This window comes from Streptococcus equinus, from assembly GCF_900104225.1.
GTDB lineage: Bacteria > Bacillota > Bacilli > Lactobacillales > Streptococcaceae > Streptococcus > Streptococcus equinus_D.
Map to the genome: position 1 here is coordinate 1 of NZ_FNJK01000011.1, position 16,211 is coordinate 16,211.

Sequence of the window (16,211 nt, forward strand, 5' to 3'; positions counted from 1 at the left end):
TTCTGATATAAAATTACTAAATCCTAGTCCAAAGATGAAAAATACTTCACCGTTTTTGAACTTGGTATTGCTTCTGTTCGTCGAATTTTTGAAATTGATAATTCAGATTTTGGTGACTATTTATCCGGGAAGCGAACAGCTGAAGAGATTGATTTTAAAGCGCAAAATGGTTATTGGCCACCAACTGAGGAGGAAAAAATTGCTAGTGAAAAAGAGTTCATACGAAAACATCCTACATCATTGATAGACTTTCCTCAAGATAGAGAACTATTTACTCAGGAAGAACTTGAAGAACTGATTCCGATTGCGGAAAAGCTCTGGATAAAAGGTGAAGGTAAGCTGCCAGATGATTATGTGTCACCGCTAAACTAACACATCTTTTTAATTTCAAAACCATAAAACCAGCTCCAAAATAGGAGCTGGTTTCTTGTTATTAGTCGACTTTCACGCAAAAGGCGTCCCATGGTTGGAGTTTGTGGTTTTCAAAGTCAGTGAGTTCAGTGGTATTACTGATGATTGTTTTTTGATAAGCGAAGTTTGTTTCAAAGGCTTGGGCTTGATCGGATAAGTTTGCGACTACTAGGTAAGCTTCTTCTGCTGTTTTTCTAAGATAAGCAAAAACTTTGTCTGCTGTTTCCAAGAGTTCAAAATCGGCATCAATCAACCAATCATTCTCTTTACGAAGTTTAATGAGTTTTTGATAAGTGTAGAAAATAGAGTCTGGATTGTCTAAAGCAGCTTTGACATTAATGTCCTGATAGTTTGGATTAACCGGCAACCAAGTCCTATCAGCTGTTGAAAATCCAGCATTTTGGCTAGCATCCCACTGCATTGGCGTTCTAGCATTATCACGTCCAATCATACGAATGCTATCCATGATTTCTTCTTGCGTCTTACCGTTCTCAAGAGCTTCTTTAGCAAAATTAAGTGACTCAATATCGTCAATTTCTCCTAAATCTTTGAAAGGATAATTGGTCATTCCAATTTCTTCACCTTGATAGATATAAGGCGTTCCACGCATTAAGTGTAAGGAAATAGCTAGCGCTTTAGCTGATTTTTCACGATAAGTGTCTGTGTTACCCCAGATAGATAAGACACGTGGTAAATCATGATTGTCCCAAAAAAGGGAATTCCAGCCCTGACCAAGCTCAACCTCTGTCTGCCATTTGTTAAAAATCGCTTTGAGAGCAGGGACATTTAGCTCTTCTTCATATTCCCATTTTGAAGCATCTGGCTTATGCTGGAGACCGATATGCTCAAATTGGAAAACCATTGATAACTCTTTTTCGTCTGGTGATGAGTACTGTTTAGCGATTTCTGGTGTTGCTCCCCATGTTTCACCAACAGTAAGCAAATCTTTTCCAGCTAAAGTTTCTTGGTGCATTTCTTTGAGGTAATCGTGTAGCTTTGGACCATTATTTGCGATGAGTTTGTCAGGAATTTTCCCAATCATGTCAATCACATCCATGCGAAAACCAGAAATACCTTTGTCAATCCAACGGTTCATCATGTCGTAAACCGATTTGCGCAATACAGGATTTTCCCAATTCAAATCAGGCTGTTTCTTGCTGAAAAAGTGCAAATAATATTGACCAGACTTATCATCATATTCCCAAGCAGAGCCGCCAAAAATAGAATCAAGCTCATTAGCTTCATCACGCCAAATGTAAAAATCACGATACTGACTATCAGGATTTTCACGCGCTTCGACAAACCATGCGTGTTCATCTGAGGTATGGTTAACCACCAAATCCATGATGATACGAATGCCACGCGCTTTAGCTTCTTCTAGCAATTCTTCCATATCAGTCATATCCCCGAAAATATCAGCAATCGCCTCATAGTCTGAAATATCGTAGCCATTATCATCCATCGGTGACTGATAAACCGGAGACAACCAAATCGCTGTAATCCCAAGCTTTTGCAGGTAATCGAGTTTACTGATAATCCCTTGCAAGTCACCAATTCCATCACCATTTGAATCCATAAATGATTTTGGGTAAATCTGATAAATCGTTGCTTTATGCCACCAATGTTTTTCCATGACGTCCCTCTTTTCTTGCAATTCTTTGTTTCTATTTTATCTTTTTCTTGTATTTTGTGCAAGCGTTTGCGTTATTAAAAATAACAGAAGCTAAGACATCGTCCCGCTTCTATTAAACTATAGAAATGTAATCTCTTGTCCGTTTTCTTTAACTGTATAAGTTAAGTCTTTTAGGTTAATTGTAGCTTCTGCAACGACACTACTATCTTGATTACATCGAGTAATTACAAGAGTATTTTCATCTAATACTTCAACATCTATACTGCCTTTGAGGTCAAAAGCTGCTGATTGATTTCGGAAGGTAAAGAGCTTAAACAAGGCTTGAACTACCGGACGCTTAACCTCTTCAGCAATTTCTTCACTCGTATAATAATGACGATTGATATTGCGTCCTTCTTTTGTTTTTTCTAACAACTCTAGATCATTTTTACCTGCTAAAAATCCGACATAATAGACCTGTGGAATACCTGGTGCGAAAGCCTGAATCAGGCGTGCTAAGAAATATTTCTTGTCATCATCACCAAGTGCAGAATAATAGGTCGAATTGATTTGATAAATATCAAGATTGTTGTACTCTGCTGATGAATATTTACGTTTCACATTAGCACCAACTTTATAGAGCTCATTTGAAGTATAATCAATTTCTCCATCGGTTAGAATATCTTTGACGTCAACAACTCCAATACCATCGTGCGTATCAAGTGTTGTAAATTGTTTCATTGGAGACATTTTCAACCATTTTGCCAAGCGTTCAACTTTTCCGCTGTATAAACTATAAAGCGTCACCATCGGAAGGGCAAAATCATAAACATAGTAATCATGCTCCGCAATCTTAAATTGAATCGAATAATGCTCATGAATTTCTGGAAGCAATTCTGTCCCTGTATCAGCTGCAATGCTACGTACTTTATCTAGCAAACCCCAGATATCCGGTTCTACAAAGAAATCATTAGTATCCAATTTCTTAACCGCATAAGCAAAAGCATCTAAACGAATGAGATCACAACCATTTTCTGCTAAATGTTTGATAGTCTTTCGAATGAAATCCATGGTCACTTCATTTGTCACATCAAGGTCAATTTGTTCCTCACCGAAAGTGTTCCAGAGATGCTCAACTGAACCGTCCGCAAAGTGAATTTCCTGCTTTGGTGCACGGTCTTTACGCTTGTAAATCAAATCGATATCAGCTTGTGTCGGACGATTTTCTGGCCAGAATTTATCCCAGTTAAGGAATAAATCTTTATAAGCACTATCCTCATGCTTTTCTTGATAATCTTTATAATATTTTGATTGACGAGAGATATGATTAATCATGAAATCAAACATGAGGTAGTACTTCTCACCCAATGCCTTCACGTCATCCCAATCACCAAAAGCGGAATCAACCTCGTCATAATCAACAGGTGCAAAACCACGGTCACCTGTTGACGGGAAAAATGGCAAAAGGTGAATACCTCCGACAGCTTCGCCGAAATAGTTATCAAGATTTCGCTTAAGTTCTTTTAGATTTTTACCCAGACTATCCGAGTAAGTGATTAACATTGTTTTATTTTGAATTCCCATAATGATTCCTTTTTACTATGTTGTAAACTAGCTGAACACGACCTGCGAGCAGAGCACAAAAGATAATTTTTCTACGCCCGCTATGCGCCTTATATATTACGACGTGAGAAAACAAAATCGATAATATTTTGTTTTCGAGCTAGTAAGGTGGTTAGCTAAGCCGCAATAGCGGTTAGCGTTAGGTGATGAGTTGCTTTAGCAACCATCAACTCTACCAAGTTAAGTCGAACTCGAGCTACGGGCTTGGTGAAAAAGATGAGCCTCCTTGTGTCTTAATGACACTGCGTCACTTCCCTATTTTCACTGTGCCCGCAATACGCCCTCTGTATCCTTACTTCACTGCGCCATTACTCATTCCTGAAATGATATGTTTTTGGAAAATGAGGTAGACGATGGTAATTGTGATAATCCCAACGACATATGAAGCGAAACTTGGTCCGTAATCGCTGAGGTATTGACCTGTGTAGTTATATTGGAAAAGTGGCAATGACCATGAATCTGATGATTTATTCAACATTAAGAGAGGCAACATAAAGTCATTCCAGAACCAAAGTGCATTGATAATCAATGTTGTAGCATGCATTGGTTTTAGCATTGGAAAGACGACTTTACGGTATGTTGTAAATTTATCAGCTCCGTCAATTTCTGCTGCTTCGTCAAGACTATCAGGAACACTCAATTTGATGTAACCAACGTATAAGAATAGAGTTTGAGGCACAGCATAAGTCAGATACAAGATAATCAAGCCCCAAATATTTGTCAAACCAAGTCGGCTCATCATCACTGTGATTGGAATCATGATAACTTGGAATGGTACAAAAATCCCCAAAATCAGCAAACTATACATAATATTAAACGCACGTTTTTTACTCATGTTACGCGCAATTGAATAAGCTGCTGCTGGGATAAACAAAGTTACCAAAATCACTGAAACCACTGTAATAATGGTTGAATTCCAGAAATAGTGTCCAATTCCGTCAGCTAATAAGCGTGAATAGTTGCTTAGAGTGACAGGTTTTGGAAAAGCAAAGAAATGTTGCATGATATCCTTAGTCGTCTTAAATGAACTAAAGACAGTTGCTAGCAAGGGAATCAAAATCAAAATTGATCCCACAACCAAGAGCACATATTTCCAAAAAGTATTATAACGTTCTTCTTTCTTCATCTCTTACTCCATCTATACTTCAAAACGACTTGATAATTTCAATTGCAGCATTGATACCAAAACAATGATAGCAAAGAGAATCAAGGCAATAGCGTTAGCGTAACCATATTGGTTACTTGAAAAGGCGTAATTGTAAACCAAAAGCCCAATTGAAGTTGTTGAATTACTTGGTCCACCACCAGTCAAGGCAAAGATTTGGTCAAACGCTGTCAGACCAGCTTTAAGCGCCATAATAAAGACCATAGAGATACTTGGCAACAAATAAGGCAATTCAATATTCCAGAAAGTCTGTTTGCTAGTAGCTCCATCAATGGCTGCTGCTTCTGTGATTTCACTTGGAATAGTTTGAAGACCTGAAAGGAAAAGAATAATCGGCATTGCCACACCTTGCCAAAGCATGACAAAGATAGCTGCAAAAACGGCACCACCAGTTGTTCCTAGAAGACTCGTTTTCAAGAATTCAATGTTTAAAGCTTCACCAATAGCAGGCAAACCGTAGTTAAAGACTTGCTTGAAAATCAAAGACACTGTCAACCCTGACAAAACAGCTGGGAAAAAGAACCAAGCTCTAAAGAACGTTTGACCTTTTATTTTAGCATTCAAAGCACGCGCTACAATAATACCAATAACAATTTCTCCTGCAATTAAAGCAATGGTTAACATCAAGGTAAAACCAAGAGCTTTAAAGAATTTGGTATCTGTTAGCAAGATTTTATAATTGTTGACACCAACAAAATCAAAATTGTAAGTTAATCCAGTCCAGTTTGTAAAACTATAAAAAGCACCTTGAATCATTGGGAAATAGAAGAAGATAGCTTGTAAAATCAAGGGAACAATCAAGAACGTCCATCCCCAATACTTATTTAAAAATTTTCGCATCCTACTTTCCTCCTATTTATCTACGTCAGCTTTCATTGGGTTGAAAAAGGCATTCATTTCACTAACGTATTGATTAGCATCTTGATTCAAAAGATAATTTGCTGTCAAGCTAAAGAAATCTTCTTCGCTTGTCCAATTCTCACCAAGCCAAACATAATGCTTATCTGTAAAGGCTAACTGATAGAGCGGAGCTAGAGGAGAATTTGCATCTTCTTTCACACCTTCTACTGAAACTGGTGAACCATCAACATCATAATATTTTTGCATAGCTTTAGCTGAAGCCATATAAGAAATGAACTGTTCACATTCTTTTTTGTGCTTCGTTTTCGATGAGATTGATAAGGCCAAATCTCCTGCACCAACAGTTACCTCTTGACCTGCTTTTTCTCCAGGAAAAGCAAATGTTGAGATTTCAAAATTAGGATCTTGTTGCTTAATGGCTGCCAATACCCATGAACCACCTGGCAACATCAAGGCTTTTTCTGTCGCAAAGGCCACAACAGAGTCATTATAAGAAGCACCTTCCCAGTTAGTTTGTTGATTGCCTTTACCAGCAAGCAAATCCAAACGAGTCAAAACTTCTTTAACTTCTTTATCCTTTGTTGAAATGGAATTGACCGGTGAAAAACGAAGGTAATCATTTGCCTTATCACCACTGCCTGCCACACTAATATAGGCTAGTTGATGATAACCATTTAAGGTCCACCCTTCACTACCAGCAAGAGCAAAAGGTGTTTCACCGTCAGCTTTAATTTGTTTGACCAAAGCTTCAAATTCAGTCCAAGTTTCTGGAACTTTAAGTCCTAGTGCCTCAAATTTTGTTTTGTTAAAATAAATTCCTGAAACATTGGCTGATAGAGGCACGCTATAAATCTTACCTTTGACAGCATAATTATCAGCGTAGTTATTCTTAATATTCTTAAGATATGATTTGCCAGTCATATCTTCAAAATAGCCAGCTTTTGCCCACTCTTTGAAATCAACATTCTGGGGATAAATGTTAATGACATCTGGGGCATCTCCTGCAAGCATACGTGTTTTTAGAACAGTACCAGCACTTGGCACACTGGTCATTTTGACATGAATCTTTGGATTTTCTTTTTCAAAATCCTTAATCATTTCTTTTAAAGTATCAACCATTTCTGTCTTTTGGTTAAAATACTCAATCGTCACTTTGCCACTAGCTGAGGTATTGTCTTGTTTTGAACATGCTGTTAATATCAAGCCAGCAGCTGCAGCCAAAGCTGCCACACTAGCAGTTATCAATCGTTTACGCCATTTCATGGGAAACCTCCTTATTGCTTCACGAAATAGTATTGCTTACTGAGATAATCTTCTTGAGGAAGAACGACTGTCAATCCTGCATACATCAGTTCAGCTCCTGAGAAGACTTGACCTGTTCCTTGCAGACGATAAAATGATTCTTCTTCCAATCCTTTTAATTTCAGAGTTGTTTCAATTATTTCAATCGTTGAGAGGGTACGAACGTAAGTCACAACAACCTTATCTTCATGAACAAATTGAACCGCCGCTTCATTTGAACCTTGTTCTGGATTAATAAGACGATAATGTTTACCAAATTGAATAACTGGACGAATGTCTTTGTAGTGAGCAACCTGAGCAGAAATCACTTCTTTGTCGTTTTCTGGTAGGCTTGTCAAATCAAGTTCATAACCAAGATTTCCCATCATAGCGACATTACCACGTGTTTCAATTGGTGTCGTGCGTCCCATTTGGTGATTTGGACTTGCTGAAACGTGAGAACCCATTGAAATAGTTGGGAAAAGATAGCTTGAACCATATTGAATTGGCAAACGAGAAATGGCATCCGTATTATCACTTGCCCAAACTTGTGGGAAGTAACGCATCATGCCAAGGTCATTTCGACCGCCTCCACCTGAGCAAGATTCAAAGAGAATATCGCTGTGTTTTTCAGTCAAATATGACACCAAATCATACAAACCAAGCATGTAAGCATGTGATTGCATCTTAGTAGCAAGAGCTGAATCACCATTTCCGATATTGGTGATATTGCGATTGAAGTCCCATTTGACATAATCAATAGCATTTTCTGTCAAAATCTTATCAATAGCCGACTTAATATAAGCCACTACATCAGAATTTGCAAGATTAAGTACCAATTGGTTGCGAGAATAAGTATGTCCTCGTCCTTCTGCCTGAATAGCCCAATCTGGATGCGCTCGGAAAAGATCACTATCTACAGAAATCATTTCTGGCTCGAACCATAGACCGAATTTCAAACCTTTGGCGTGAACTTTATCAATCAAATCACTCAACGGACCACCAAGCTTTTCTTCATTGACAACCCAGTCGCCTAGCGCACGATTGTCGTCGAAGCGATTACCAAACCAACCGTCATCTAAGACAAAAAGTTCAATACCAAGTTTACTTGCTTCGTCAGCCAAATCTAGCAATTTTTCTTTCTTGAAGTCGAAATAAGTTGCTTCCCAGTTATTGATAAGAATTGGACGTTCAACATGGGCAAATTGTTTTGGCATGATGTGATTTTGAACGAATAGTTGACTTTCCTGACTCAGATGTGTCAATCCTTTCGCTGAATAAGTCATCAAAGCTACAGGCGTTTCAAAGCTATCACCAGCCTCTAGTTGCCAAGCGAAGTTATCATCATTGATACCAATTCCAAGACGAACTTCATTCAATTGATTTTTTTGAACAAAGGCTTGGAAATTACCACTATAAAGTAGCTGCAAAGCAAGAGCACTACCAGCATCTTCTGTCGCTGTGCTATCACACAAAATCATAGCTGGTGTCTGAGCATGGCCTGATGCTCCGCGATTTGAAGCAACTGTGAAAATACCTTGTTCAACTTTTTGACGACGAACCGTTTTTTCACGCGCATAAGCTCCTTGCAAAGTAACCATATCATAATTGCCAGCTGGTACATCAAGCATGGTTGACAAAGCGCGGTTGATAACAACTGAGTTATCAGATAGATTGCTAATCTTAGCAAATGTTGAAATCGTTGCACGGTCAGCATAAGCTGTGTAATAAAGTGTCAAGCGCAACTTAGCAAGCTCATCTTCCAGGACAAGTACTAAAGTTTCAGCATCTTCTGTAGAATGAGGATTAGGTAATCCTGTTGCTTCAACACTTCCTTGTAAAATGTGACTATCTTTTAACTTAAATTGTGTTAATTCATTATTGTCATGTTGTATTTTAAGCGATGGGACACGAAAATCACCAAATCCATGAACCCCAAAAATTTGACGTTGTGTATCATAACTAAAGGTACGGTTGTCAGGGGTTGGATTTCCTGAGAAAGCATGATCCTTCTCAAAAACAGCATTTGAACCATGGTATTTAGTGATTTTGCCTCCAATGTGACGAAGAAGCAAATCTCCTTCTCGATTCTCGATAATCATTGACATTTCTTTACTATGAATATAGAAAAGATTTCCTTCAATTGTAATTCCCATTACGCTTCCTCCTTAATATTTACTAAAATTTTACCACCTATTTTGTCTTTATTGAATGGTAGGATGTTGGGCAAATATGGTAAAATGTTGCCTGTAGAGGAGATGATAGTTTGAACATTCTAAATACCTATAACGAATTTGATACCAATAATTTCGACCTAAACGTCGATCACTACGGCGCTGAAATCTGCGAAAGTAATTACTCTTTTGGCCCAACTATTCGTGATAATTTTGTGCTGCATTTTATCGTTGATGGTAAAGGAAAATTTACTATCGATGGGAAAACCACTGAACTTGGTGTCGGTGATATGTTTGTCCTACCGAAAGGAAAAGTGACCTTCTATCAAGCTGACTCAGAACATCCTTGGACCTATCTCTGGGTGGGATTTAGCGGGTCAAAAGCAGAAAATATTTTAAGTAAAACTCAGTTACTGGACAACTACTTCTGCCATTCAACGCTGAAATCTAAAGTTCTTGATCAAATTGTCAAACTAACCCAATTTCGCGACCAAAAACTCGATGACGTAACAGAACTTCAACTAATTGCTGAACTTTACAAGCTCTTAGCCTTTCTGATGGAAGAATTGCCAAGCAAGACCATCTCAAAAAGCGACCGTTTGATTCAAGGCTATATCCGAAAAGCCAAACAAATCATCCACTCTCGTTATGGCAGTCATTTAAAAGTGGGTGATATCGCAGATAAACTCAATCTCAACCGCAGCTATCTCTACAAGATTTTCAAAGAAGAAACTGGCTACTCTATCAAAGATTACATCATCCAAATTCGCATGGAAAAAAGTGCTGATTTACTTACCAACACTACTTTTCACATTTCAGAAGTCGCTAATGCCGTAGGCTTCACAGATGCTCTTGCTTTCAGCAAAGCCTTCAAAAAATACTTCAACCAAAGCCCAAGCAATTACCGTAAGACACAACAATAAAACCAAAAAGCGTTAGGCACTTCTTATCCTAACGTTTTTTATGACACAAAAATCCCCCAAGAAGCTGAGCTCTTGGGGGGTAAAATGTTATAATGCTCGGTATTTCTTCAAGAAGAAAGTATTTAAAAAAGTAAAAAGTAAACTAATAACAATCAAAGCTAACCAATCTTGAACAATATTAGTTACAGTAAAACCGTTTACCATAACTTTCTTTAAAGCTTGAGCGCCATAATAGATTGGCATTAAAAATTGTAATTTTTCTATATGAAATGGCAAAGTCCTTATCGCGATAATTCCTGAATATAGAATTTGTGGTACGATTACAATGGGAATAAATTGTACCATTTGAAATTCAGTATTAGCAAAAATAGCAATGAACATCCCAATCGATACAGCAGAAATAGACAATAAAATAATCGTCAATTCCATCAAAACAAAGTTTCCCTCAAAAGGAACATTTAAAACAAATCGAGAAAATAACAACAAAAGTGTGCCTTGAACAATTCCAAAAATACTAAAACCAAGTGTGTAACCTAAAATTAAACGTAATTTTGAGACTGGGCTGATTAAAATTCTCTCAAGTGTGCCTAAAACTTGCTCTCTTACAAAAGCGATTCCTGAAATGAGGAAAATCAAGAAGAAAGCCACAATAGCAATCAAAGCATAGGTTAATTTTTCAAAAGTTGTTTTTAATTGATTTCCATAAAGATAATGAGTCATTACTTTTGATTGTGGTGACAATTTTTCCTGTGTTTTCTTCAAGATATCATGTACTTTATTGACATAAAGCGAATTCTCTTCAAGAAAATAAAGTTCAGTCCCTTGGTCAGTATACTTGATATAAGCATCATACTTACCTGATTTTAAACTATCATCAATATCTTTTGAATCATCAATAACCGTGACGTCTGCATCCTTTTTCAGTAATGTTACAACAGAAGGATTCTGACTATTTGTCGCTAATGACAAATGAACATCACTATCTCCTAACAGAAGAAAAAGAAAGGTAGTGATGACTGCTGGAACCACAAAAATCATACTGATAGACCTTTTATCATGTAAAATCTGTTTAATGACACGTAAGCAAGTTGCAACCATTATTTTGCCACTCCTTCCTCTTCCAAAAACAAATTTTCAACATCTGAACCACTCTTTTCAAGTAGTGTTTCCATGCTATCAGCAGCAATTACTTTCCCATCACGAATGAGGATACCATAATCACAATACTTTACTTCATCCATAACATGAGTTGAAATCAGCAAAGTCTTTCCTTGCTTTTGTAACTGTCGAAATTCTCGCCAAATCTTCTGACGTAAAATAGGGTCAATGCCAACCGTTGGCTCATCCAAAATCAATAATTTGGGGTCGTTAAGTAAAGTAATCGCTAAAGATAAACGTTTCTTCATCCCTCCAGAATAGGTTGATACCATCTGTTTTAAATGATTTTTCAAATCCAGAAGTTCAGCTAAATAATCAATTCTTCCTTTAATTTCTTTTTTAGTCATTCCATACAGTTGTCCAAAGAATATCAGATTATCATAAGCAGACAAGTCTAAATAAATCGCATCCGCCTGTGGCATATAACCGATCTGACCGATATCTTGCTTACTGAGTTGATGACCAAAAAGCATTACTTGACCCTTAGTCGGCTTTTCTGAACCAGTCATTAATTTCATAATCGTTGTCTTTCCAGAACCAGACGGTCCTAGTAGACATGTAATCTGTGACTCTTTTACAGTCAGATTTATACCATCTAAAACGGGAATACTCGAAAATTCCTTAACAACATTTTTTAACTCAACACTGTTCATTTGATTCTCCCATGATTCATAAATCAAAACTTACTGATATATTGATTCTTACAAGAGCATTATACTACTATATTCAAAAACTTCACTTCTTTACTGCAACTTGCACACAAAAATCCCCCAAAAAGCTAAGCTCTTGGGGGTGAAATGAATGTAAGGTATAGCTAATCGACTTTAACGAGTCTGACGTTATCGATGTTAAGTCGTTAATTGTTTGCAGAAACCTAATAAACAAACATTTGTCAACATATTTGTTTAATATTATTTAAAAGTGTTTGTTGTTTTGTGTTTGCTTTATTTTAAGAAACTTTCGAGAAAAGCTTTAAATTCGGTACTTTTCATGATTGTTACAAAACTGTTTCAAAATGTTTCTTTTTTTTCTTATTTGTTGAGTTAGCTCTTTGTTTGTGATATGATAGTGACAAGGAAAAAAGGAAAGAAAGGAGATTGACATGCTGAAAAAAGAACGCCTCCAGTGGATTCTCGAAAAAATCAACGTCAAAGGTGTTATTACAGTTAACGACATCATCAAAGAACTTGGTGTTTCTGATATGACTGTTCGTCGTGACCTTGACGAGTTAGACAAAGAAGGATTGTTGATTCGTATCCATGGTGGCGCACAAAGTATTGATACACCAAAAGTAAAACCAAAATACGAAAAATCAAACACAGAGAAACAAGAATTACAAATCGAAGAAAAACGTGCCATTGCTAAATTTGCAAGCACTTTAATCCAAGAAGGCGAGACTATCTTTATTGGTCCTGGAACAACATTAGAACATTTTGCTCACGAACTTGTTGCCAAAAACATCCGTGTCGTGACAAATAGTTTGCCAGTATTCACCATTTTAAATCAAAATAAAAGCACCGATTTAATCTTAACCGGTGGCGAATATCGCGATATTACAGGCGCATTTGTTGGATCACTGACTGCTAATTATTTGCAAAAACTAAAATTCTCAAAAGCCTTTGTCAGTGCTAACGGTGTCTTTGGTGATTCTGTCGCTACTTACAGCGAAAGCGAAGGCGAAATTCAACGCATTGCGCTTGATAATGCCTTTGAAAAATTCTTACTCGTTGACCATGAAAAATTCGATAAATATGATTTTTATGATTTCTACAATGTTAGCAAAATCGATCATCTGGTCACTGATTCAGGTATTTCTGAAGATGCCAAAGAAAAATTTGGTCAATTAACTGATATCATGGTCGCTGACGAATAAGTTTAGACAATAAAAAGTTACTTATCATTTGGTAAGTAACTTTATTTTATGATGAAAACCCAAAAAAGCCCTACGTCGTTAGACGTAAGGCTTTTTGGGTTGTATTCTAGAAGAGTTCTGTTTTGGATAGCGTTAAATTAGCGAATAGCTGCCTCCGTTTCTGGGTCAAAGAAATGACCTTTGGCAACATTCAATGTCAATTCCACTTTTGAACCTGGTTGGTAAACATCACGCGCATCCGCACGAGCAACAAGTTCAGTGTTACCTACTTTAACGTAAAGCATTGTTTCAGCACCGAGCAATTCAGAAACAGTAACTTCAGCTTCAAGAGTTGCTCCTGGGTATGTTTCACGAGCAAGTGGGTTGTTTGAGATATCTTCTGGACGGATACCGAAGATGACTTTTTTACCATTGTAACCCTTAGTTTCAAGTAATTTCTTTTGACCTTCTGGCAAAGTAATTGTGAAACCTGAGTCGCTAACCAAGGTATTATCTTTGACTGTTCCTTCAAAGAAGTTCATGGCTGGACTTCCGATGAAACCAGCAACGAATTTGTTAGCTGGACGGTTGTAAAGTTCTTGTGGTGTACCAATTTGTTCAACACGACCAATTGTTCCTGAACCGTCAGGGTTTTTAGTAGAACTCATGATAACGATACGGTCAGCAAGTGTCATGGCTTCTGTTTGGTCGTGAGTTACGTAAATTGTAGTTGAACCGATACGACGGTGAATTTTTGCAATTTCTGCACGCATTGATACACGCAATTTAGCATCCAAGTTTGACAAAGGTTCGTCCATCAAGAATACTTTAGCATCACGGACAATGGCACGTCCCATGGCAACACGTTGACGTTGACCACCTGAAAGGTCAGCAGGTTTGCGTTCAAGGAATTCTGTCAAACCAAGAATTTGTGCGGCTTCACGAACACGTTTATCGATTTCATCTTTTTTGTATTTTCTAAGTTTTAGACCAAATGCCATGTTATCATAAACAGTCATGTGTGGATAAAGGGCATAGTTTTGGAAAACCATGGCGATGTCACGGTCTTTTGGTGCTTTGTCATTAACAACTTCACCATCAATTTTAAGTTCACCTTCTGTGATATCTTCAAGACCAGCTACCATACGAAGAGTTGTTGATTTACCACAACCTGAAGGTCCAACGAAAACGATGAACTCTTTATCTTTGATGTCAAGATCGAAATCTTCAACAGCATAATGACTTGCGTTTGGATATTTTTTGTAAATGTGATTAAGATTAAGTTCTACCATTTTTTAACTCCTTTGATCTATGTGACTTCATTATAGCAAAGATAACGCTTACAAACCATAGTCAGGAGTTACAAGATTTTTTGTGCAATGTGCCCAAAATCTAATTTTCCATAATTAACAAATAAGAAAAAGCCAAATCATTAAGATTCTTTAAATTTAGCCCAGATAATAGGCGAAACTTTTCAAGTTTATAGTGGAGGGAATTACGATGAATATAAAGACTTTGCGCCGTTTTAGCAAGATTTCCTTGTTCTTGCCACATGGTCATAATAATCATTCTGATATCTTTACTGTCATCAATCGCTTGTAGGATTTTATGCTTAATAGCTGGCAAATCAAGCTGATGTGCATAGGCCAAAAGCAACATTTGTGAAAAACTGACTGTTCGTTCATTACCACGATAATGTCTCATGCTAGCAAATAAACGGCTTTCTTCCCTGTAAAAGGCTGGTAAATCATCTGCTTGAAATTTACACCACACATTACCAAAGAAAATCGTCAACTTAATTCCAAAGTCACTTTCCAAAGTTGGTAGCACATCATTTATTAATTCTTCTGCTTCAACTAATTCTTCTTGATTCAGAACAAGCAAGGTTCGAGTTTTTGAAATCACTACAGGCGCAAGCAAATTTGGCAGTAGTGTTGTAAAAAAATCAAATAACTCTTCTGGCAATGCTTCCTTGTGATCGATATAAATGATTTGAAGGGATTTGTAATCTTGTGCCAGGCTTAAATCATCTTGGACTAAGTAACGATACCAAGGATTTTCAGTCACCTTATCATCTAAGATGCCATCATTTTTCAAAGCCAAAAGAGCTTTTTCTCGCTCACTAAGATTTGCTAAAGGAAGGTAATAGGTTTGACCATTTTCTTCAACAGCTACCCATTCTTCTGAATGTTCAACTTTTCCAGCTTCAACAGCTTCTGGAAATAATCTCTCTAGTGACATACTCCACCTCCGTTCTTCTCCAATCTAGACTTACCGCGATTGTGTATCCAAGATAATGGTAACAGGTCCATCATTAACAAGGCTAACTTGCATATCCGCACCAAAAACACCAGTTTCAACGGGAACAAATTGGGCTAAAGCTTCATTGAAAGTATCGTACATTGCTGATGCTTTATCAGGCTTAGCAGCTCCTGTAAATGCAGGACGGTTTCCTTTTTTAGTATCAGCAAACAAAGTAAATTGAGATACTGACAAGATACTTCCCTTAATATCTTGAACTGACAAATTCATCTTGCCCATATCATCTGAAAAAATACGCATATTAGTGATTTTACGCACCGCATAATCAAGATCTTCTTGGGTATCATCTGGTCCTACTCCAACTAGCAATAATAAGCCTTGACTGATATCTCCAACAAGCTCATCCTCAATCACAACTTGCGCTTCTTTTACACGCTGAATGACTACTTTCATATCTATTCCTTTCTGAAAATAAATTCGCTTTCATTACTGTCATTTTACCATTTTCAGAAAAATAAAAAAAGGAAATCCAGAACTTTTACCCTAGATTTCCTTTTATGATTTCCTACCCATTTGTACGTTTGACAGAATAAACGTCTGGGAACTTTATCTACAAGGGATCCCTTTCTTTTAAGAGCTTATTAACATTTTCCTATTTTTTATAACGTTTTCCCTTTCCGGCCAATCCGATAGCTACCAAAATGGATAATAAACCTGTAATAACAGTATTATGCGAAGCACTGCTAGTTTTTGGAAGTTTTTCATCGTTATATCCAGGAATAACAACCTTCATACCATCTTTCACTATTGTGGCAGGCTTATGATCACTGGTATCATATGGTTCTCCTAGATTGCCTTGCGAAACATCTACAACATCTGCTGATATGCT

14 protein-coding genes and 1 pseudogene are annotated in these 16,211 nt (G+C 37.2%); 3 read left to right on the forward strand and 12 right to left on the reverse strand.

Annotation, left to right across the window (positions count from 1 at the left end; genetic code table 11):
- Window positions 1-39: 39 nt before the first annotated feature.
- Window positions 40-372 (forward strand): annotated as a pseudogene (locus tag BLP98_RS09615) (hypothetical protein); the annotation flags it as partial.
- 61 nt (window positions 373-433) lie between these two features.
- Here the strand turns inward: BLP98_RS09615 and dexB are convergent.
- From dexB to BLP98_RS09070, 6 genes are all read right to left on the reverse strand, one after another.
- Window positions 434-2,044 carry a glucan 1,6-alpha-glucosidase DexB gene (gene dexB, locus BLP98_RS09045; RefSeq protein ID WP_074482980.1) on the reverse strand — a complete coding sequence of 537 codons (1,611 nt, stop codon included), beginning with the start codon at window positions 2,042-2,044 and terminating at the stop codon, window positions 434-436.
- A gap of 117 nt (window positions 2,045-2,161) precedes the next feature.
- Window positions 2,162-3,607, reverse strand: coding sequence for a sucrose phosphorylase (gene gtfA / locus BLP98_RS09050; protein ID WP_074482981.1), 1,446 nt, complete (start codon window positions 3,605-3,607; stop codon window positions 2,162-2,164).
- 331 nt (window positions 3,608-3,938) lie between these two features.
- The gene (locus BLP98_RS09055; protein ID WP_074482982.1) at window positions 3,939-4,772 is read right to left on the reverse strand and encodes a carbohydrate ABC transporter permease; all 834 of its coding nucleotides are present in this window, start codon (window positions 4,770-4,772) and stop codon (window positions 3,939-3,941) included.
- Between the two features lie 12 nt (window positions 4,773-4,784).
- Window positions 4,785-5,651: a carbohydrate ABC transporter permease gene (locus BLP98_RS09060; protein ID WP_039697510.1), complete on the reverse strand. Its 867-nt coding sequence runs from the start codon at window positions 5,649-5,651 to the stop codon at window positions 4,785-4,787.
- A gap of 12 nt (window positions 5,652-5,663) precedes the next feature.
- Window positions 5,664-6,935 (reverse strand): extracellular solute-binding protein, encoded by a 1,272-nt coding sequence (locus tag BLP98_RS09065; protein WP_074482983.1) that lies wholly within the window; start codon window positions 6,933-6,935, stop codon window positions 5,664-5,666.
- A gap of 11 nt (window positions 6,936-6,946) precedes the next feature.
- Complete coding sequence (locus tag BLP98_RS09070) at window positions 6,947-9,109, reverse strand: alpha-galactosidase (protein ID WP_074482984.1); 2,163 nt, start codon at window positions 9,107-9,109, stop codon at window positions 6,947-6,949.
- A 110-nt stretch (window positions 9,110-9,219) separates the two neighbouring features.
- Here BLP98_RS09070 and BLP98_RS09075 point away from each other — a divergent pair, with 110 nt between their 5' ends.
- Window positions 9,220-10,050, forward strand: a complete 831-nt coding sequence (locus tag BLP98_RS09075; RefSeq protein ID WP_074482985.1) for an AraC family transcriptional regulator — start codon at window positions 9,220-9,222, stop codon at window positions 10,048-10,050.
- 87 nt (window positions 10,051-10,137) lie between these two features.
- Here BLP98_RS09075 and BLP98_RS09080 read toward each other — a convergent pair whose 3' ends face one another.
- The gene (locus BLP98_RS09080; RefSeq protein ID WP_074482986.1) at window positions 10,138-11,148 is read right to left on the reverse strand and encodes an ABC transporter permease; all 1,011 of its coding nucleotides are present in this window, start codon (window positions 11,146-11,148) and stop codon (window positions 10,138-10,140) included.
- Window positions 11,148-11,861: an ABC transporter ATP-binding protein gene (locus tag BLP98_RS09085; RefSeq protein WP_074482987.1), complete on the reverse strand. Its 714-nt coding sequence runs from the start codon at window positions 11,859-11,861 to the stop codon at window positions 11,148-11,150. Before BLP98_RS09085 ends, BLP98_RS09080 begins: the two co-directional genes overlap by 1 nt.
- A gap of 449 nt (window positions 11,862-12,310) precedes the next feature.
- On the opposite strand from BLP98_RS09085, the gene BLP98_RS09090 reads away from it, so the two are divergent.
- A complete protein-coding gene (locus BLP98_RS09090; protein WP_074482988.1) occupies window positions 12,311-13,081 on the forward strand; it encodes a DeoR/GlpR family DNA-binding transcription regulator in 771 nt (256 codons plus the stop codon).
- 137 nt (window positions 13,082-13,218) lie between these two features.
- Here the strand turns inward: BLP98_RS09090 and BLP98_RS09095 are convergent, their stop codons facing one another.
- The 4 genes from BLP98_RS09095 to BLP98_RS09110 all read right to left on the reverse strand — a co-directional run.
- Entirely contained in the window at window positions 13,219-14,352 is a 1,134-nt protein-coding gene (locus tag BLP98_RS09095; protein ID WP_074482989.1) for an ABC transporter ATP-binding protein, read from the reverse strand.
- Window positions 14,353-14,452: 100 nt separating this feature from the next.
- Window positions 14,453-15,301 (reverse strand): helix-turn-helix domain-containing protein, encoded by an 849-nt coding sequence (locus tag BLP98_RS09100; RefSeq protein WP_074482990.1) that lies wholly within the window; start codon window positions 15,299-15,301, stop codon window positions 14,453-14,455.
- A 30-nt stretch (window positions 15,302-15,331) separates the two neighbouring features.
- Window positions 15,332-15,775: a D-aminoacyl-tRNA deacylase gene (gene dtd / locus BLP98_RS09105; RefSeq protein ID WP_074482991.1), complete on the reverse strand. Its 444-nt coding sequence runs from the start codon at window positions 15,773-15,775 to the stop codon at window positions 15,332-15,334.
- Window positions 15,776-15,974: 199 nt separating this feature from the next.
- Window positions 15,975-16,211, reverse strand: a 237-nt coding sequence (locus BLP98_RS09110) for an LPXTG cell wall anchor domain-containing protein (protein WP_142349375.1), incomplete at its 5' end; no start/stop codon positions are given.

What these genes read in the sequence shown, in the direction of transcription:
- BLP98_RS09080 (WP_074482986.1), bottom strand. Translation starts at nt 11,148, where the DNA reads ATGGTTGCAACTTGCTTACGTGTCATTAAACAGATTTTACATGATAAA.
- BLP98_RS09055 (WP_074482982.1), bottom strand. Translation starts at nt 4,772, where the DNA reads ATGAAGAAAGAAGAACGTTATAATACTTTTTGGAAATATGTGCTCTTG.
- BLP98_RS09060 (WP_039697510.1), bottom strand. Translation starts at nt 5,651, where the DNA reads ATGCGAAAATTTTTAAATAAGTATTGGGGATGGACGTTCTTGATTGTT.
- dexB (WP_074482980.1), bottom strand. Translation starts at nt 2,044, where the DNA reads ATGGAAAAACATTGGTGGCATAAAGCAACGATTTATCAGATTTACCCA.
- BLP98_RS09100 (WP_074482990.1), bottom strand. Translation starts at nt 15,301, where the DNA reads ATGTCACTAGAGAGATTATTTCCAGAAGCTGTTGAAGCTGGAAAAGTT.
- BLP98_RS09070 (WP_074482984.1), bottom strand. Translation starts at nt 9,109, where the DNA reads ATGGGAATTACAATTGAAGGAAATCTTTTCTATATTCATAGTAAAGAA.
- BLP98_RS09095 (WP_074482989.1), bottom strand. Translation starts at nt 14,352, where the DNA reads ATGGTAGAACTTAATCTTAATCACATTTACAAAAAATATCCAAACGCA.
- BLP98_RS09065 (WP_074482983.1), bottom strand. Translation starts at nt 6,935, where the DNA reads ATGAAATGGCGTAAACGATTGATAACTGCTAGTGTGGCAGCTTTGGCT.
- gtfA (WP_074482981.1), bottom strand. Translation starts at nt 3,607, where the DNA reads ATGGGAATTCAAAATAAAACAATGTTAATCACTTACTCGGATAGTCTG.
- BLP98_RS09090 (WP_074482988.1), top strand. Translation starts at nt 12,311, where the DNA reads ATGCTGAAAAAAGAACGCCTCCAGTGGATTCTCGAAAAAATCAACGTC.
- dtd (WP_074482991.1), bottom strand. Translation starts at nt 15,775, where the DNA reads ATGAAAGTAGTCATTCAGCGTGTAAAAGAAGCGCAAGTTGTGATTGAG.
- BLP98_RS09085 (WP_074482987.1), bottom strand. Translation starts at nt 11,861, where the DNA reads ATGAACAGTGTTGAGTTAAAAAATGTTGTTAAGGAATTTTCGAGTATT.